General features: G+C 42.7%; 14 protein-coding genes and 1 other annotated feature. Of the genes, 3 read left to right on the top strand and 11 right to left on the bottom strand.

The window, feature by feature from the left end:
• Positions 1-2: 2 nt before the first annotated feature.
• Both YK48G_RS06555 and YK48G_RS06550 read right to left on the bottom strand, forming a co-directional pair.
• Positions 3-3,140 carry an SbcC/MukB-like Walker B domain-containing protein gene (locus YK48G_RS06555; RefSeq protein ID WP_203629917.1) on the bottom strand — a complete coding sequence of 1,046 codons (3,138 nt, stop codon included), beginning with the start codon at positions 3,138-3,140 and terminating at the stop codon, positions 3-5.
• Complete coding sequence (locus YK48G_RS06550) at positions 3,137-4,276, bottom strand: exonuclease SbcCD subunit D (protein ID WP_203629916.1); 1,140 nt, start codon at positions 4,274-4,276, stop codon at positions 3,137-3,139. The genes YK48G_RS06555 and YK48G_RS06550 overlap by 4 nt, the downstream gene beginning before the upstream one ends.
• 303 nt (positions 4,277-4,579) lie before the next feature.
• Between YK48G_RS06550 and YK48G_RS06545 the strand changes: the two genes are divergently transcribed.
• Entirely contained in the window at positions 4,580-4,870 is a 291-nt protein-coding gene (locus YK48G_RS06545; RefSeq protein ID WP_203629915.1) for an HPr family phosphocarrier protein, read from the top strand.
• Positions 4,871-5,092: 222 nt separating this feature from the next.
• Here the strand turns inward: YK48G_RS06545 and menC are convergent, their stop codons facing one another.
• From menC to YK48G_RS06530, 3 genes are read right to left on the bottom strand one after another with little or no spacing between them, the layout of a single operon-like run.
• Positions 5,093-6,217, bottom strand: a complete 1,125-nt coding sequence (gene menC / locus YK48G_RS06540) for an o-succinylbenzoate synthase (protein WP_203629914.1) — start codon at positions 6,215-6,217, stop codon at positions 5,093-5,095.
• A 17-nt stretch (positions 6,218-6,234) separates the two neighbouring features.
• Positions 6,235-7,500, bottom strand: a complete 1,266-nt coding sequence (locus YK48G_RS06535; RefSeq protein ID WP_203629913.1) for an MFS transporter — start codon at positions 7,498-7,500, stop codon at positions 6,235-6,237.
• 10 nt (positions 7,501-7,510) lie between these two features.
• The gene (locus tag YK48G_RS06530; RefSeq protein WP_203629912.1) at positions 7,511-8,863 is read right to left on the bottom strand and encodes a M20/M25/M40 family metallo-hydrolase; all 1,353 of its coding nucleotides are present in this window, start codon (positions 8,861-8,863) and stop codon (positions 7,511-7,513) included.
• Positions 8,864-9,012: 149 nt separating this feature from the next.
• Between YK48G_RS06530 and YK48G_RS06525 the strand changes: the two genes are divergently transcribed.
• Together YK48G_RS06525 and YK48G_RS06520 are read left to right on the top strand one after the other, a co-directional pair.
• Positions 9,013-9,900, top strand: a complete 888-nt coding sequence (locus tag YK48G_RS06525) for a LysR family transcriptional regulator (protein WP_203629911.1) — start codon at positions 9,013-9,015, stop codon at positions 9,898-9,900.
• A gap of 95 nt (positions 9,901-9,995) precedes the next feature.
• A complete protein-coding gene (locus tag YK48G_RS06520) occupies positions 9,996-10,490 on the top strand; it encodes a C39 family peptidase (RefSeq protein ID WP_203629910.1) in 495 nt (164 codons plus the stop codon).
• A gap of 111 nt (positions 10,491-10,601) precedes the next feature.
• On the opposite strand, the gene YK48G_RS06515 is transcribed toward YK48G_RS06520, so the two are convergent.
• The 6 genes from YK48G_RS06515 to YK48G_RS06490 form a co-directional block, all read right to left on the bottom strand.
• Positions 10,602-11,708, bottom strand: a complete 1,107-nt coding sequence (locus tag YK48G_RS06515) for a VanZ family protein (RefSeq protein WP_203629909.1) — start codon at positions 11,706-11,708, stop codon at positions 10,602-10,604.
• A 28-nt stretch (positions 11,709-11,736) separates the two neighbouring features.
• Positions 11,737-12,798, bottom strand: coding sequence for a YdcF family protein (locus YK48G_RS06510; protein WP_203629908.1), 1,062 nt, complete (start codon positions 12,796-12,798; stop codon positions 11,737-11,739).
• A gap of 338 nt (positions 12,799-13,136) precedes the next feature.
• The gene (locus tag YK48G_RS06505; RefSeq protein WP_203629907.1) at positions 13,137-14,318 is read right to left on the bottom strand and encodes a metal-dependent hydrolase family protein; all 1,182 of its coding nucleotides are present in this window, start codon (positions 14,316-14,318) and stop codon (positions 13,137-13,139) included.
• A gap of 40 nt (positions 14,319-14,358) precedes the next feature.
• Complete coding sequence (locus tag YK48G_RS06500) at positions 14,359-15,957, bottom strand: peptide ABC transporter substrate-binding protein (RefSeq protein WP_203629906.1); 1,599 nt, start codon at positions 15,955-15,957, stop codon at positions 14,359-14,361.
• A 106-nt stretch (positions 15,958-16,063) separates the two neighbouring features.
• Positions 16,064-16,345, bottom strand: a binding site (T-box leader).
• Positions 16,346-16,431: 86 nt separating this feature from the next.
• On the bottom strand, positions 16,432-17,136 hold the full coding sequence (locus YK48G_RS06495) for an ABC transporter ATP-binding protein (protein ID WP_284692026.1): 705 nt from the start codon (positions 17,134-17,136) through the stop codon (positions 16,432-16,434).
• Between the two features lie 166 nt (positions 17,137-17,302).
• A complete protein-coding gene (locus YK48G_RS06490) occupies positions 17,303-18,166 on the bottom strand; it encodes an SDR family oxidoreductase (RefSeq protein WP_203629904.1) in 864 nt (287 codons plus the stop codon).
• Positions 18,167-18,241 lie beyond the last annotated feature (75 nt).

Genomic DNA, 18,241 nt, shown 5'->3' with positions numbered 1-18,241 from the left:
TTTCACACTCCCACCACCGACACCTCACTCTTCCCTTGCCCGACAGCCCGCACCCGAATTTGGTAAGGAATACTGTCTTGGAGCATCGTCACGTGGCTGATGATGCCAATCGTGCGGTTGCTGCTTTCGATGTTTTCCAAGGCGGCCATGGCGGTAGCGAGCGAGTCTTGGTCTAAGCTGCCGAAGCCTTCGTCGACGAACAACGTATCAATGCTGATGCCGCCGGCTTCGTTTTGGATCACTTCACCCAGGGCTAGGGCCAACGACAACGCGACGATGAAGCTTTCGCCACCTGAGAGGGTGTGGACGCTCCTGGTTTCGCCGACCGTATCATCATACACATCAATTTCGAGTCCGGTATCTCTTTGATAGGTACCGGATTCTTTGTGTAATAGGAGGTGATAGCGGCCGGAACTTAACTGCTTTAAATGTTCGTTGGCAACATTGAGAATCTCAGCCAACTGAGCCCGCAAGACATAGCGTTCCAAGCCCAGCTTAGCATCGTTATTGCCCGAAACCGTCGAAACCAGCTGCTCTAATTCGGTGAATTGTTTTTGTTGAGTTTGAATATTCTTGAAACTTTTGGTAATCGTATTTAGGACGTTTCGATTAGAAATGTAGCGGTCGGTTTGGTCGGCTCGTTGCTTCTGGATATCCCCCGACTTTTGATTGAGCTGATCCAATGCCTTATTTTCCTCATCAATATCGACCAACTGATGATTGCCAACCTGCTTTTGATTGGTTTGAATCGTCACCGTCAAATCACGCATTTGCTGGTGATAATCGTCAAGCTGTTTTTGAGCGGTTGCAAGGTGGGGGAGCTGTTGTAGTAAACCTACAAACGGTGCCCAGTCGTTGGCGCCGAATTGTTGTTGAATCGCTGCGGTGAGGGTTGCCTGAATTTGATTTCGGGTGGCCTTGCTGGAATCAACTGACTGGTTAATTTGTGCGATGGTTGCCTTGGTTGAAGCAAGCTGGTTGCCAATCTTGGTCAGCGCTACTTGATTGGTTTCAACGGCTTTATTGTATTGGTTGATCTCAGCTTTCAGGCGAGCAATGTAGCGATCCAACTCGGCTTGATTTTTAAAATTGGTCGGCAGCTCGGCTTGAAGTGCTTTTAGTTGGCCGATTTTGGTGGCTTGATCTGCTTTGGCGGCATCAAGCGCTTGGGCAAGCTGTTCAGAATTGGTGGTTAAAGTTGAGAGTTGCTGTTGAATGTGATTCTGTTTGTCGGCTTGGCTGGCTAACTCGGCCAGCTGCTGCTTAACGGCTGCCGATTGACGGGTTGTTTGGGTAGCTTGGTTGGTTAATGCTTCATCTAATTCGGCCAGTTGAGTGGTTGACACTTCAATGAGTTGCTGCTGCTTTAATTTGGCGGCAAAGTCGACTAGCCGTTGTTGGAACTGCTTCGTTTGCTTGGTGAATTGGGCTTGCTGGTTACGCAGCTCGGCTTCTTGACCGCTCTTTTGAGCTTGAGTGGTCTGTAATTTTTGTTGGGCCCGCTTTAATGCGCTATCTGAAACCGGCCGGGTTGCAGTTGCGACTTTGGCCGGTGCCGGATGGTCGGTACTGCCACAAACCGGGCAGGGGGTCCCTGGGATCAGCTGGTCGGCTAAATTCTTGATTTGATTGCGCAGCCAGTCGTTGCGCAAGTCATCGTAGGTCTTTTGATCCTCGGCCACTGCCTGTTCAAACGTCGCCAAGGCTGCTTGGCTTTGGTTGATTTTAGCGGCTAGTTGCTGATTATCCTGCTGGCTGGCCTTCAATTGGTCCAGCTGATTGGTCTCATTTTGAATGAGGTCCTGCTTGTGCTGCAGCTGGTATTGCTGCTCCTTTAAGCCGTCTATCTGCTTGAGCGCCTGGCTGATCTGGTCGGCTTGCTTGGTCAGCGTTGCGATCGTTTCCCGTTGGGTTTGAAGCTGTTGCGCTTTTGAGTTGCACTTGGCAGTTGCTTGATTAACGATCAGTTGAAGGTTGGCAACTTTTTGAAAATTCTCCCGTTGTTTAGTTAAAATTGGCAGCTCCTTATTCAGCTTAGTTTGGTGATCTTGCTGGTCGGCTAGCTTAGCCTTGGCTTGAATTGCCTGGGTTTGATCAGCTTGTTGACTGGTAAGTTGTTGTTGTAATTTAGCCAATTTTTCCTGATAGCCCTGCAAATCGCTTTGAATTTCTTGAAACCGGTCGTGGCTGTTTTTAAGGTCCTTGGCCCATTTCAATTGACCGATTTGATCGGCGAGCTTCGTGAACCTTGGTTTTTCGGCGGTTAGCTCTTTGAGTTGCTGGCGTTGTCGACTCAAGTCGTGGATTTGCTGATTCATTTGTTTATCTGTCGCCATTTGAGTGGTTTGCTTGGTAATTGCGGCGTTAAGCTGTTTAAATTGGCTGTCAAGGTCATCCAACACCGCTTTGGCGTGCTTTTGCTGCTGCTTGAGCGCGGCAATCTGGTCTTCAGTAGGCTGGTTGGCAATGTCTGCCGGCGCCTCGACCCACTGAATGGCGGCTAAATTATCTTCGATGGTGCGCTGCCACTGTTTGAAATCATTTCTTTGGCTTTTCAGCTGATCCTTTAATGCCTCACTCCAACGGCTGTAAAGGTCGGTATGGAAAATTTTTCGCAGTAAGGCTTCCTTGTCATGACTGTCGGCTGCCAAAAATTTGCGAAAATCTCCCTGCGGTAACAGCACAATCTGAACGAATTGCTCGCGGTTGAGTTGAAGAATTTGCTCAATCTTGTTGCCAATTTCCTGAATCTTGGTGGTTTCATTGACCTTTTTATCGCCCTCATAAAAACGAAGTCGTCCCTTGGCTTTGTATAGTATTTGCCCATCGCCCTGTTTCCTATTGAGAAGCTGCTTGGGCTGGCGGTTGATCACGTAAGTTTTTCCCTGGTGCTCGAAGGTCAGTTCAACCTCGGTTGGCGAATCCAAGTCGGCAAAATCGGACCGTAAGCTTTGCGGATCACGCTCATTGGTGATGCTATAGCCAAATAACGCAAAAGTAATCGCGTCAAAAATAGTGGTCTTGCCGCTGCCGGTATTTCCCGAAATCAAGAACACCGGCGTCTTGTCGAGCGCGGTAAAATCGATCGTTTCGTTGGCATATGGGCCGAAATTTTGCATTTTGAGTTTTAAAGGCTTCACGAGTTTTGACCTCCATTATTTGCGATTTTGAGGGCGGCTTTGGCCCATTGTTTCTGTTGATCCGTTAAATCTTCCTTGGCAATTTGTTGATAAAAATCTGCCAACAGTACCATTGGATCCTTTTGGCGGATCTTCTTGCCACTTTCACCTTTGTAATCAACCGTTGTGTCATAACCATTTTCACGATCTAATGAAATGACGTGGGGATAAATGTCTCGCAGGCGGGCCAAGACGTTGACGATTGGTTTTGTGTCCTTTAACGTAATGCCATAGTAATTATCTAAATTCAGTTGCTTGTAAAAGTCTTTGCTGGTCAGGTTGGCAAACGTCTCGGTCAGTCGTTGGACGTCGCGCAGTGGTTTAATTGGTTTAAACGAAAATGATAACGGGTCGTCTGTGTCAACGATGAAAACGCCCTTTTGCTGGTTGGCTTCTGACAAAGAGAACTTCACCGGCGAACCGCTGTATCTGGCATTGTCGGCGTGCAAAGCATCTTTGCCGTGAAGGTGGCCCAGCGCCACGTAGTCGAAATCTTTGAGCAGGGATACCGGGACGGCGGCCAATCCACCAACGTGTACTTGGGTCTCGGATTTGGTATGGGTACTACCTGCCGCAAAAAAGTGGGCGACAAGGAGATGTTTCTTATTGGGGTCAAACAAAGTTTTCATCTTAGCGACAACCGGAATAAACGCTTGGTCCAAGGTCTTCAGGGAATCGTCCCCAAAGTATTGCTGGGCATCAAATGGGGCGAAGTAGGGCAGCAAAAAAATCTGGGTATCAGGTAATTCAACCGGCTGAAAGGCTTGCGTCAATTTAGTGTGTAAATAAAACTGGGTGTTTTTAAACCACTTAGTCCCAGTTGACAGTCGCGTTGCACTATCATGGTTGCCAGAAATCGCGTAGATTGGGAAATGATCGTCTAAATTCAATTTTTCAATCATCTGGTTGAGCATCGCTACTGAATCTTCGGCGGGCAGAGAACGATCATAAAGGTCGCCGGCAATAATGATGCCATCGACTTTTTTTTCAATCGCAATTTGTTCGATTTGGTCAAAAGCATTTTGTTGTTCATCGGTTAAGTCAAAGCCACGGAGCCGGTGGCCAATGTGCCAGTCGGCGGTATGTAAAAAGCGCACGGAAGTTCATCCCTTCAGTAAGTCATTTTTCGGATACTTTAATAATTAATTACGGATAATTAGAAATCTGTTTTGAGTATATGCCAGCGGAAAAGCGAAAGCAATTGCATTTCAAAGCAGTGCAATCAACCTAAATCGTTATAAAAATACCTTAACTTCATAAAGATTTACTAAAATATCATTTTTTAGATGCCATTTTACGTAAAAAAGTTGTTGATTATTGAGATGAAATCGCTTACACTAAGTGCTATAATCAATCTTGTTAATAGAATTAATATATCAATTTGAAAGAGGGAGATCAGTATGTTAGAAAAAGCTTATCGAGTGCATGCCGAAACTGGTATTATGGCCCGGCCAGCAACCCAATTAGTAATGGCCGCTAACGACTATCAAGCAGATATTACCGTATTTTATAAAGGTCAGCGTGCAGATTTGAAGTCGATTATGGGTGTGATGTCACTTGGAATTCCGAATGGCAGTGACATTCAAATTCAAGTAGCTGGTGAAGATGAGGCAGAAGCAATGCGCGGCATCGATGCACAGTTAAAAAACGAAGGCTTGGTTGAGGATGCAGATGCAAGACGTGAAGCGTAGGAGGTACATTCGATTTAATGTGTTAAAAATTTAAACTGCCAGTGGTTGGTATCTAGCCACTGGTAGTTTTTTTGAGCAACCAATGGTAGCAACGACTGGAGTGATTTTTCCTTAAAATAATTTATACAAGTAAAGAAGCTAGAAACTTCGGGTAGTAGTTCCACGAATGTGTTCTGGCTTCTTGTTCATACAAATAGCTTGATTCATTTACCATCGTTATTATTAAATTAAACTCGCCTTCATTTCAACAGTTTGCTCTTCAACTGTAAAACGCTTCAAATTATCCCAGTTAATATCATATCCCATGCCAATTTTGTGGGGGACATCAACATAAGTGCCATTAAGGGGGATCATAGGGGTCACGATGTCGTGGTCATAATAGCGTTCAGATGCTGCAATATCATTCGGCAGGGTGTATCCAGGTAGTGTTGCGGCAGCAATGTTTTCTGCTCTGGCAATTCCCGAGTCAAGCATCCCGCCACACCAGCATTCGATACCATTTTTTAAAGCTAGTTTCTGAATTTGCTTAGCAATTGTTAAGCCACCCACTCTGGCAACTTTAATGTTAATAATTTTACCGCTTCCAAGTTGGATCATTTTTCTGGTATCTTCTAATGAAGTAATACTTTCGTCTAAACAAACCTTGGTTTTGAGTTGCTTTTGCAGGCTTGCATGATCGACTAAATCACCAGGTTCTAAGGGTTGCTCAATCATGATTAAATTGAGGTTATCCAATTTTTTCAGCATATCGATATCGCTTAATCGGTATGCTGAATTTGCATCTGCCATTAGCATAGCGTCAGGAAATTCAGTACGAACTGCGTGTAAATAATTGTAATCTTTACCTGGCTTGATCTTCATCTTGATTCGACGATATCCATCGGCTAAGTAGCCGCCAACGACTTCAACTAGTTTAGCTGGAGAGGGTTGAATACCGATGCTAACACCGACCTCGACCCGCTTGCGGATGCCACCAAGCGCTGATGCCAACGTGACGTTATTTTGCTGGGAAAAAATATCCCAAAGGGCACAATTAACGGCAGATTTTGACATGTTATTCTTTCGGATGTCAGCAAATAATTGATAGATCTCATCAGGATGGCTGATCTCTTTGTCGAGAATCCTTGGAAGCAACAAATTTTTGATTAATTCCCAACTGCCATCTCTAAATTCTTCATTGTAAAATGGGATATCAAAAGCGGAGGATTCACCAAAGCCAGTTGTACCGTCTGCGTCTTGAAGTTCTAGGATGATGCATTTTTTGTGAGTCATCGTTGCAAAGCTGGTTTGAAAGGGGGTTCGCAGGGGTAGATCTACTTTTCTTAAAGTTGCTTTTATAATTTTCATAAGAAGGCTTCCTTTGGTTAGTTAGTTTGATAATCTTTAATTGCGGTTTGCTTTTTTGCTTGTAATTCTTGATTACCTAAGGTTAATGAAGCAACGAATGCGATTGCGGCAGCAAATACCAAGAATAAGAAAGCAATGCTGTATGAGCCACCAAAGCTTTCAACCAGGATCCCGATGATAATTGGTGCTAAAAAGCCGGCAAGCTGGCCACCAAAGTTAACGATTCCAATTGAAGAGCCATATGCTCGTTTAGTTAAAAGTGAAGCAAAAAATGCAAAACTACCGCTAAAGGCAATTGATTTGAAAAAGTAGGTAAGGACTTCAAAGGAAATAACACTGGCTAATGAAGATGATCGATACATGCCATACATAAAGATGGTTGCGAGTAAGCTGGCAAAGGCAATGAACCACTTTTCCTTTTTAGCAAAGAAGTGAACCATAAGCCAGCCACTGATAATGGCACCGACTCCAGCAGCAATTGAAGGCAGTGGGACCAGCCAAGCAATTCCAGCTAGATTAATGTGGCGGCTTTGTAATAAATAAGTTGGCATCCAAGTATCAAGGCCCTTGGTAATAATGCTTAGGCCAAACACGATGGTGAAAAATTTCCAAATAAGGGAACTGGATAAAACTTTTGACCACGGGATTTTAGTTTTGACTGAAGAATTCGAACTAGCTGTGACCGGCTTAATCGGCCGCAAGATAAGGATATAAACGAAAACAAAAACCAGTCCAATAATTCCCATAACGTGAAATGAAGCTCGCCAGCCAACACCTGCAATGATAGGTGCCATGATCATCGGCGCGATTGCCGCGCCCACATAATTGGAAGAAACAATGCCAGAGGTTGCCTGAGAGCGACGTTGATAAGAAGTTTCTTCAGAAATTTGTTTGAGGCTTGCTGAAGGGTAAGCGCCCTCACCAATTCCAAAAAGAAATCTAATCAGTAGCAAAGAAACTAAAGACCAGGCAAATCCAGTCAAGATTGTAAATAATGACCACATGGTAATTGCAAAAATAACGGTTTGCTTGGTTCCAAATTTGTCGGTTAGCCAACCACCAGGAATTTGCATGAATGAATAGCTAAAGAAGAAGGCACTGGCAACTACCCCAAGGGTCGCTGTACTCAAATGAAAGTCTGTCCCAATATATGATAGGGCAATATTGATTGATGAACGGTCAATAAAGCAAATGATATAGGCGGCATAAAGTAAGATAAACGTAGAAACGGGTTTCTTAGGGGTACTGTTCTCCCTTTCGGCAATGGGGGATGTTTTTTCCATAAAAATGACCTCACTTTTTTAAATGATTAATTAGTTCATACGATATTTTGATACCATCAATAAATGCGCGGAGAGTGATATTTTCGTCAGGAGCATGATTGTGTTGATCGAAGTTTGCGTAGGGAATTGTAAAGGCTGGCACTTTTAAAATATCAGTCCAAACATAATTGGGAACGGTTCCTGGCATTACCGGTTCGACCAAAGCATCCCCAGTCGCTTCCTTGATTGCTGAAATAATTAAGGAAATTCGTGAATCATTTGGATTGGTTTTGCTGGCCGGCACCTTTACTAGCGGCTTAAAGGAGACGCAATGGTCGTCTAGTTCGGGTTTAAGCAGTTCGATAATTGATTTTTGAATTTTTTGAATGCTTTGAGCGGCGACAAGACGGCAGTCAATTTTAACCGTTGCAGCGTGGGGGATAATCGTTTTCATCCCATTACCGGTATAACCGGATGTGATCCCGGAAATGTTGAATGTTGGCTCAAACATTAATTTTTGATAATAATTAATTGATTCTTTGGGTATCCTTAAAACACCAGTCTGTTTACTAATGTCACTGGGATCATAAGGGAGCTTTTCCATCCATGCCAGATCCCTAGCCGTTGGTTGCTCGACGCCATCATAAAAGTGGGGAATCTTAACGTGCCCTGAATCGACATCAATTAATCGATTAATCAATTGGATTAACAGCAATACAGGATTTTTCATAATGTTGCCTAGATTACCGGAATGATTATCTTGATTTCCTGTGTAAGCGGTAAGTTCAAAGCCAAGTGCGCCCCGATTGCCTAGACGTAATACGTGGGTACCGGATTGATTAAATGAACCATCAATTACAATGACGTAATCAACATCCTTTAACTTAGTTGCGGCTAACTTCTGAACGGTAATCGGTAAGTTCAGGCTGCCTTGTTCCTCTTCGCCTTCGATCAATAATTTAATATTAAAAGGGAAGGTGCCATGTAACTGTTTATAGGTATACAATCCAACTATTTGTCCTAACAGCTGCCCTTTATTATCACCAACGCCTCGTCCATACAGGCGACCATCTTTTTCAGTAAGGCGGAAAGGCGGGGTATGCCAAAGCGCTTCGTTACCAGGAACCATAGCATCGTAGTGGCCGTAAAACAAAACGGTTTCTGCCGTTGAACCAGCTATCGTTGCAACAATTGTGGGTGAGCCGGATGTTTGAATGACGTCAACGTCCGCAGCCAACAAACTGGTTAGCAGTTTCTTTAAATAAGTGACCGTTTCAGAGATGCCGTCATTCGTTGCGCTAATGCTTTTTAGCTTAATCAGGTTTGCTAGAATACTTTTGAATTTTGGAAGCTTGGTTTCAATAAAGGTATCTCGACGATTCAAATTAAGACTCCTTTCGATTATAATAAAAAGATGTGAGTAATCTAATTAAAAATTAAGATTATGAAAATAATAGTGCACATTTTGAGCCGTGTACACTACAATAATTGGCATACCGTATATCACTATCGTTATGGTAAAAGGAGATCTATATGAGATTTTTGCAATTAAGGTATTTTCTAGAAGTTGCTAGAACACAGAATATCTCTCGAACTGCACGTCATTTACATGTATCTCAACCATCGTTAAGCCGAAGTATCAAAGAACTTGAGGATGAGTTGCATGTGCAGTTATTTACTCGGAATGGTAATGCGCTTAAATTAAGTCAAATAGGAAATATCTTTCAAAATGACATTCAACAAGCAGTTGATATTATCGATAGTTCGGTCAACAGAATTCAGCAGATTTCTTCAGATAAAAATCGACAGATTACCTTTAGATTTGAAACGTCGTCACCGATGATTCCAGGAATCGTACACCGAATTAAAGAAAAATTGCCGGAAGTAACCATTCAATTGATTCAGCATGGGCTTGAAAGTAACCAATTAGAACATTATGATTTTGAGTTCAGTACCCACCCGGTTAAGGGAAATGCTAATCAGTTATTGGTCAAAGAAGAGATAATGGTTGCGGTCAGTGAAGCATCGAAACTTGCTGAACTATCAAGCGTTAAAGTTGACCAACTTCGACAGCAGCAATTTATTTTAACCGGCAGTAGTCCTTTACGGCGAACAATCGATTCCTTTTTTATGGAAAATAAAGTTGTGCTGAAACCGTCTTTTGTGACAAGTGATCGAGAAACATTGCGGGGGCTAATTGCTGAGAATTTTGGTGTTGGGTTAATTCCCGAGTATTCGTGGGCCAATCCAGATTTATCCCATGTTAAGCTGTTACATATCGAACCACCCAAGCTTTTTCGAAACATTTACCTAAGCTACTATCCGGGAATTGCAAGCGATCGGTATCATAAAGTGATTGAGAAAATTATCAAAGGTTATTTTGCAGAACTATTAATTGGCAAACAGCAAAAGAAGCCATGAATTTTGTAATCCATGACTTGTGTTGATTCATATGAATAAACAGATTATGATCTTGAGAAAATAGTGGTTTTTTGACTACGGAGAAGAGGTTCATCATGCAAACACTCAAACTAATCGTCCCACTTATCAAGCAACTGCCGGAACTGCCAACAGGCTGCGAAATTACGGCAGTCACCATGATGCTGCAATATGCAGGCGTCAATCTTGATAAAGTAAAATTAGCCCAAGAAATGCCATATGATCGAACTGATCCCAACCGAGGCTTTGTTGGCGATCCGTTTTCAAAAAGCGGTGATAGTATTTACCCGTCGGCTTTGATGCCGTTAGTGTCTAAATATGCGGGGAACGCGGTAAACTTGAGCGGCCAGTCAATTGAACAGCTCATGACAGTTCTCAATAATACCAAGCATCCCATCGTAGTCTGGGTGGGCGATTTTGATGGGTTTAATACGCATGCGTTGCTCATGACGGGATTTGATCAGCAAGCGATTTACTACAACGATTGCTGGACTGGCGAACAAACAGCGCTATCGATTGATAAGTTTGAAGCCATTCGGGCCAAGAAACAAAAATTGGCGTTAAGTTATTAAAAAGCCGAGATCAACCACCTATTAAACTAGGGGTGTTCTCGGCTTTAATTCAGCGGTTCATGATGAATTGAGTAACGGCGAAAATGAAAATGACTTGGCCATTTTTTACGCTTAATGATACCTGCTGGCTTTAGTATCAGTTCCACTTAAGCGTTCAAAAAATAGCCGGTGCTTTTGAGAAAACGTTTCGATTAACAGATCCACTAAAATTAATAAGAGGACAAATGAAAGTGCAAGGACAATGTTTTTAATCGTTGTCAGTTCAGAAACGGGTGCGTAACCAGTCATATCTAATAAACGGCCTTGAATGGCAAAAGTGCCGCCAATAATACCATAAGCAATCGCGTTTCGTAAAATAATTTGAAGACTGGAGGCTGCCTGACCAAATTGATTCGTTAAGCGGATGCCGACAACCCGCATGCCAATTGTTCGTTGGTTAGCGATTTCTGCGCCAATAATTAAAATAGCCCAGGCAATGAACGTTAAGAGCCAGCGGGGGCCGATGATGAGGTTTAACAGATCGCTGATGATGGCAATAATAATCCAATCAACTGCCAGGGCCGTTCCACGGCGAAGCGGCGAAACGTTTTGACTCCGAGCGGCGGCTGATTGCCTGACTTTTTGTTTGCTTGGTAGGACTTTACTGAATAAGCTGGCCAAGCCACCTCCTAGGAGGCCTCCCAAGGTATTTAGCAGCAAATCATCAACATCAAATAATCGGTAGGGACGCGGGTAGATTCCATACAGACCAGATAACTGGGTGAGTTCATAAAATAGCGAGAGGCAAAAGCTTAACAGGATAGTTTGTTTCCAGTTTCGGTTGAAATAATAACGGAGATAAAAGCCGAATGGCAGGGTTAACAATAAATTAAATGCCGGCTGGATAACTGTTGGGGCTTTTAAAGCTGCCAACCAGGTTCCAGGATGGGTTAATGAAAATGGATTGTACTTAAAAAAATTGGTCACAAACGTGAATGGAACGAAATTGTGAGTTGGCGTTGTTAAATGGGCTACGAAACTTCTGGACGGCAGTGGCAGGATCGTCAAAAAGTACGCGCAAATCATATAAAAAACAAACGTGTAGAGCATGAAAATATTCCATTTAGGTAAGGCGCCGTAACGATGGTAGTTCACAATTAGAATTGGTAACGTGATGATCAGCGCGATAATTGGAAAGAAAATCGCGGCGGTATAAATGACGTGAATATATTGTGACATGAAGTTCTCCTCAAATAAAATTAGTCTTTTAGCGGGCAGGGACAAAGAACGCCCCGATCCCTAAAATAACCGAAAGGGCAAACATTAAAATAAGCATCGTGATGTGAAATCGTTTGTGCATGACAAAAAGCGCCAGGTATTCACGAATGACGGCATTTGGTAGATAATAAAATGGCGTTTTGGCACCAAGGCCATAAGCTTGGATTTTTTGTTTGTGGGCTAAAATTCCTGCTCGCAGGGTGTGAAAGTTATTTGTCACAAAGATTTTTTTACTATCCTTAGAACCACCGTCATTTTCAATTACTTTTTCTGAAAACCGCATGTTTTGATCAGTATTAACCGATTGCGCTTCTACAAGCGTGTCAGCTTTTGGAATACCGTGTTCGATAGCGTATTTTTGCATGGCAACCCCTTCTGGCAGCTTTTCATCCGATCCCTGGCCGCCGGAAAAGAGGAGCTTGGCCCGTTTATGGGTGCTCTGAAGCTGTTCATGATAGAAGTCGATTGCTTTGTTAATTCGGTTACCGAGCAGCCGGCCAACCTTATAACCGTCTACTAGACCACTGCCTAAAACGATAATGTAATCTTTGTCCTTTTTGGGGAAATACCAATGATACACGATCATTGACGTAATTGTATTCCAGACGGTTAGGAGAACGTAGACAATTACCATCGTTAAAAACGCTATGATAAACGTTTGTAATGGTGTTGGTGTCCGAAATGGATTAAAGAAGACGAAAATATCCACTAAGATAACGCCGATTCCAGCAATTAATGTCAATGAACTGGATAAGCTGTGATTTTCCCGTTGCCAAACAATCAGGGCATTTGCGAATAAAAAAATAAAGCTTAAGGTTAAGCCTAGAAAAATAATTAACCCCACGGCGGCAATAATAACGCCAACGATGATTCCCAAAGTGACGTTGTTATAAATCGAGATCAGTTGAACCAGCAATATTAATAACGTAATTAACGATAAGTTGACTAACCAGCCAAGTAATGACGAATTTCGATTGCGAATTAAATATGTACATAATGTTCCCCCAAGTAAAACTAAAATGATGAGGGTTGGTATCAGGATTACAAACAAATTAAACACCCCTTTGTATCATTATATTTCAGATGGAAAAGTAAGGCAAAGGGGATTATTACTTTCATCGAGGGAAAGTGGGTCGTCAAAATAAAAGCGGCCAACGATAAGTTGCCAAACTGTCCTAGTTGGCATTCAAACGACAAGCGGGTTATCCAAACAGTTACAGTTTAAAGTGTTTGGATAACCCGCTTGTAAAGCACAAACATAAGTTTTGTGTGGCAGTAGTTGTTCTTTGTAGTTGGAATTGAGAAGGGGAATTTATTTATACAGATTAGTTGCTCAATTGATAGCTGGCAGGGTGAAATATCTTGTACCAGTCGTTTGGTCATTAGGAATTAAAATTCGCGAACGCCATGCAGATAAACTTGCTTGTTTTCTTGTTGGACAGCTTTAACATCTTGGAGGGGATCTTCATCGAGTACCAAGAAATCGGCGAATTTCCCAACCTCTAGTGTTCCGTGAGTAGCGGCAACATCACATAATTCTGGCGAATTTAATGTGGAACATTGATAGGCTTCGGCTGGTGTCATGCCAATCTTGGTCAGGTACTCAAATTCTTCTGGCGTTTTATCAAAGCCGTTGAATGGCGTTCCGGCGTCAGTTCCCAATGTAAAGCGAACGCCCATTTTAAATGCCCGTTTGAAGTTAACGTAAGTATCATCCAAAGCATCTTCGCACTTTTTGATTTCCCATTCAGGTAATTTTCCTTTGCCATATTTAGGGATATTCATTTCAGCAATTAATGTTGGGGTAATGAAAGTTCCTTGCTTAAGACACTGTTGGCATTCAGATTCATTTACATAAAATCCATGTTCCAATGAATCCATTCCAGCATCTAGGGCGTTTTGAATCCCCGGATTACCCTCAGCATGGGCAGAAGCACGAATGCCTTTATGGTGGGCCTCTTCAACGCCAGTCCGCATTTCGGCTACAGATAGTTGGGGATCTGCCATAAAGTCACCAGGGGTCATGACACCACCAGTTGCCATCATTTTGATAACTTCAGCACCATTTTTTAACGCCGTTCGAACCGCTTTGCGCATTTCATCAGGTGAATCGGTCAGATAAGCCATGTGGGGGCCGTCACCATGACCACCAGTCATTGACATGACTTTACCAGAAGGCTTGAGTTCAGGAACATGTTTGAGCATGCCGACTTTCATTAGCCGCTTTAATTTGATATCTACATCGTATGAATCGCCACACTCTCGAACATATGTGACGCCGGACTTAAGCATTTGGCGTAAGTGCGTCACTGCCAAGTATGATGCTTCCGTTTCAGACATATTAAAGCCGCCGTCAAACGTATCTGGTCGAGAAGTTAAGTGGGAATGGACGTTAAAGAAGCCGGGCATAACAAACTTACCTTTCAAATTAACTTCTTCTTCAGCTTTAGGCGTGTTACCAGTTCCTCGATCCACTAGTTTGCCGTTCTCAACGACGAACCAAGCATTTTGATCATTTTCAGGTCTCCGACCGTCAAATAATGAAAAGTTATGAAAAAGTGTTTTTGTCATATTAAATTCCTCCATTTTTATAATTCGTAATGATTGGGTGTTACTTCCAATAAGCATATTGATATTGGGCGTCATGAAGTAATGAATACTTTAGACCGCCAACCTTTTTATTAACCAAATTTGCTTGAGCAGGTTGATATAGTGGCACTAAATCTTTGTTAGCTACTAACTGCTTATCGGCTGCAACTAATTTTTGATATCGATCCTGACCAGATAACTGATTAGATTCGTTCATGAGCGTGTCTAATTTGTTATCCCGAAGGTGGGTGAAGTTAACCTGGTTACTTAATTGGGATAATCCTAAAAAGTCCGAAGAATCAAGCCAATTAGTTGACCAACCGGTTAAGTTCATTTCAAAGTTGCCGGCAAAATCTCTAGCAACGTGTTGTGCGTGCGGAATAGAGGTAACGGTAACCTTTAACCCATTAAACGCTTTTTCAGCCGCAGCTTGGATATATTCACCAACGTGTTTATCTTGATCGGTATCATCGGTTAGTAAATTTAAAGTAACTTTCTTTTTTCCGGTAGCTTTTTGATAGGCCTGCCAATATTGCTTGGCTTTATTTACGTTGTAAGGGAGCAAATTACCAACATCCTGTGCCATGTCTTGACCGGTTGCTGGATTCTTTTGATCACCTTGGGGAACAGCGTTAAGCATTGGTTTTGAGCCATCTTGAAGAACATTCGTTACCAATTCTTTTCGATCAATGACCGCAGACATTGCCTGTCGTAAATCAAGTGAATTGGTGGCGGACTTTTGACTGTTGAAGTACAAATAATTTTCACGGCCAATCAAGTGCGTATGTAGTTGCGAATCGTTCTTGTTTTGTTTGACATATTGACCAGTGACGGACGTTACATCGACTTTGCCACCCTTAAATAAATTAACAGAGGTATTTTGATCCTTAGCTAATGTAACGTTAACGGTTGGGATTTTAACGTTATGATTATTCCAATAATACGGATTTTTTACGTATTTCCAAGCTGAATTGCTACCGGTCCAACCAACTAATTTATACGGACCGTTGTAAACTGCCGTCTTGGAATTGGTTCCAAACTGTTTACCGTATTTTTTGACCGCTTGTGTATTGATGGGCAAGTATTGATTAGCAACCAGGCCGTTGAAATAAGGGACCGGTCTGCTGAGGGTTATTTGCAGCGTTTTAGAATTAAGTGCTTTAACGCCAAGCTTATTGGGAGCCATTTTTCCAGCCTGGACAGCTGAAAAGTTTTTAAAAGCGCTATAGACACTGGCAAATTGTGCTTTCGTTTTGGGATTAACGGTTCTAGTAAATGATGTAACGAAATCTTGAGCAGTTACGGGCTGGCCGTTACTCCATTTAGCATTTTTCTTTAAATGAAATGTGTATGTTTTACCCCCATTGGTTGGTTTTACAATTTTAGTGGCAACCCCTGGGACAAGCCGGTTGTTCTTATCGTAAGTATAAAGGCCTTCATAAGTTTGCTGAATAACGCTGCCACTATTGGTATCATATGAAGTGTTAGGGTCAACAGTTGCCGGCTCATCAGGTAAGGTCACGCTTAATGATTGATGATGCGACGCGGCGCTACTGCCACATGCAGAAAGTAACCCACCTAATAGAAGTATCATTGATAATGTTAATCCTTTATGTTTCATAGTTATCTGCCTCCTAGTTTTGATTAAGAAATGATGATAGATTTATTTTTGATAAGAAATTTGGTTGACAGAAATTAAAAATGCGCCCCCTCAGATATTGTTTATCTGAAAGGGCGCATTTGCGCGGTACCACCTTTGTTCGCTTAAAAAGCCTTACACAAACGGTAATATGTCCTAGTTACGTGATCTACCCAGCTAGGATCTGAGTAGAAGCGCCATATTACGATTTGCCGCATTTTTAACGGTTGCGCACCGGTGGTTGCTTACTTAATTGTTCAGCCCACAGCTCTGAAGTGATTTTCGCATTTATTCGATTGTCCCCGCTCACACTAAACCGGGTTCGCTTAACAAAATGGATAAACGTTACTTTCTTCATCAATGCCATTAAATTCTCATTATTTCTTAATGGTTTCTAATATATGCTTTTCGTATTTCAATGTCAACCTGTGATCGAGCAATGCGCAATACTGTCCTTTACCATTCAATTTCGGCAACCGATTCCGGCCACCCATTCAACTCATCTTGCTTTACTTGGCCGTCACCAATTTCAATAATGTGGTCAGCCATGGGTTTAATCATGCCATTGTGGGTCACAATGATGACATTTTTATCCGTTTGATGGCAGAAATCTTGCAGCAGCTTTAAGATACTTTTGCCAGTTTTATAATCGAGGGCTCCGGTCGGTTCATCGCAAAGTAATAAATCAGGATTTTTAGCAATCGCCCTGGCAATGGCGACTCGCTGCTGTTCACCACCTGAAAGTTGGGCCGGAAAGTTGTTCATTCGATTCTTTAGGCCAACATCGGTCATGACTGAAGTCACGTCCAAGGCGTCAGGAGAAATCTGGGAGGCCAATTCAACGTTTTCTAAGGCAGTTAGGTTTGGGATCAAGTTATAGAATTGGAAAACAAAGCCAACTGAATGACGGCGATAGGTGGTTAATTGCTTACTGGAATAAGTCGCAATATCGTGACCGTCGACAATCACTTGTCCTTTAGTGGGGGTATCCATACCGCCTAGAATGTTCAATAAAGTTGATTTGCCAGCCCCAGAAGCGCCAACGATAATGGTGAGTTCGCCCTTTTGAATTTTAAAGTTAATATCATTGTTGGCATGGACGGCTTGTTCGCCGCTGCCATAGATTTTTGAAACGTGTTCAACGTCAATGTAGGTCATGATGTTCCTCCAAACGATATCATTCTATCATTATGATACTGGCAATAATGGGTTGAAGCAACTAGCTGAAAGGGATATGAATAATGACGATAAGTAAAAATCCGCAGCCTGACTGCTACGGATTTTGGATAAATTGTTAGATTAGAGGGCTAGCTTAATCACTAGGGACCTAGTTTTGAAGCTTGGCTAGTACTTCTTTGATTGAATCTTCAAACGTTGGCAGTGAATGACCCAAGACATCTGCCAAATCACCTGATGGTTCATCAAGATCGCCGCTTCTAATTAACTGTTGCATTGAGACAACTCGATTCGCGGCGGGTTCTTTCATGCCCATTGCTATGAGCCGCTTTCTTAGTTCGTCGTCTGAAGTTGAAGTAATGTCAAACTGATGACCACTCACAACTTGTAATGCCCGGCCTAAATCAGCGTAATCATGCTGTGGACCGCTAAATTCATAAACAGTTTTAGGATCGTCACTCAAGAGGACTTTGGCGGCCGCCTCCGCATACTCTCGCTCAAGTGCCCAACCAACTCGACCATTACCAGCAGAGTAGACAAATGGCCGATTGGCTAGCGCGTCATTAAAGAATAACCGTTCATTTTCCAAGTACCAATTATTTCTAAGAAAAGCATAGTTGATCCCTGATTGGCGCAAAGCCTGCTCAGTTTCTCGATGATCTGCAGCTAAGGGAGACGCCGCTGAATTGGCTCGCGGAAAGCTCGTGTAAGCAATGAACTGAACGCCCGCCTGTTTGGCCGCGTTAATCACGTTTTGATGTTGCTGAACTCGAGAAACCGTTTGGCCGGGGATCGATGAAATCAATAACAAGCGACTCACGCCCGTTAGCGATGTCACCAGCTGGTCTTTTAGGTCATAAGAACCAGGGCGAACCTCAAGCTCTGGGAATAAACGCTTGGCTTTGTCGGTATTTCGGGCAAGGGCAATGATATTGCCGGAGCCGATAGTATCTTTGAGAACTTTAATGGCCGCTTGACCAAATTTGCCGGTTGAACCAGTTACTGCATACTTCATTAATCATCAGCATCCTTTCTAAATAAATTCACAGGAAAAAGTCTTTCTAAGATGATGGTATCAGGGACGACAGAA

This window comes from Lentilactobacillus fungorum (assembly GCF_016860605.1).
Classification (GTDB): domain Bacteria; phylum Bacillota; class Bacilli; order Lactobacillales; family Lactobacillaceae; genus Lentilactobacillus; species Lentilactobacillus fungorum.
The sequence above is the reverse complement of the archived record's forward strand: the minus strand, read 5'-3'. Positions and strand labels throughout refer to the sequence as shown.

Excerpts from the sequence above, each read along its gene's own strand:
- YK48G_RS06545 (WP_203629915.1), top strand. The coding sequence starts at position 4,580 with ATGTTAGAAAAAGCTTATCGAGTGCATGCCGAAACTGGTATTATGGCC.
- menC (WP_203629914.1), bottom strand. The coding sequence starts at position 6,217 with ATGAAAATTATAAAAGCAACTTTAAGAAAAGTAGATCTACCCCTGCGA.
- YK48G_RS06535 (WP_203629913.1), bottom strand. The coding sequence starts at position 7,500 with ATGGAAAAAACATCCCCCATTGCCGAAAGGGAGAACAGTACCCCTAAG.
- YK48G_RS06525 (WP_203629911.1), top strand. The coding sequence starts at position 9,013 with ATGAGATTTTTGCAATTAAGGTATTTTCTAGAAGTTGCTAGAACACAG.
- YK48G_RS06520 (WP_203629910.1), top strand. The coding sequence starts at position 9,996 with ATGCAAACACTCAAACTAATCGTCCCACTTATCAAGCAACTGCCGGAA.
- YK48G_RS06515 (WP_203629909.1), bottom strand. The coding sequence starts at position 11,708 with ATGTCACAATATATTCACGTCATTTATACCGCCGCGATTTTCTTTCCA.
- YK48G_RS06505 (WP_203629907.1), bottom strand. The coding sequence starts at position 14,318 with ATGACAAAAACACTTTTTCATAACTTTTCATTATTTGACGGTCGGAGA.
- YK48G_RS06500 (WP_203629906.1), bottom strand. The coding sequence starts at position 15,957 with ATGAAACATAAAGGATTAACATTATCAATGATACTTCTATTAGGTGGG.
- YK48G_RS06490 (WP_203629904.1), bottom strand. The coding sequence starts at position 18,166 with ATGAAGTATGCAGTAACTGGTTCAACCGGCAAATTTGGTCAAGCGGCC.